Consider the following 255-nt stretch of genomic DNA (forward strand, 5'->3'; position numbering starts at 1 on the left):
GTTCCGACGGTCGCCGAGTCGTTGGCAGCTGCGTACCCCGAGACTGAAGTCGTCGCGCTCTCGGGTGAACCTCGAGACATCGAGGCCTCGACGCGCCCGAAGATCCTGCTCGGCGAGGCGGATGCGTGGCAACGCAACTGGTCTCTGTGGCAGCTGGTGCGCAGAGAGGGCGAGGCTCTCATCCGCGCAGAGAACGCGGGCGAGCTGCGGCAGCTCGCCGGTGTACGAGAGCTGCCACCCTACTCGCGGCCACAT

General features: G+C 67.5%; 1 protein-coding gene. It reads left to right on the top strand.

The features are described from left to right. Positions 1-255: hypothetical protein (locus SB753_RS39240; RefSeq protein WP_410805443.1), on the top strand; the 255-nt coding region annotated here is incomplete at both ends.

The organism is Paraburkholderia sp. SIMBA_053 (assembly GCF_046534895.1).
Taxonomy (GTDB): domain Bacteria; phylum Pseudomonadota; class Gammaproteobacteria; order Burkholderiales; family Burkholderiaceae; genus Paraburkholderia; species Paraburkholderia caledonica.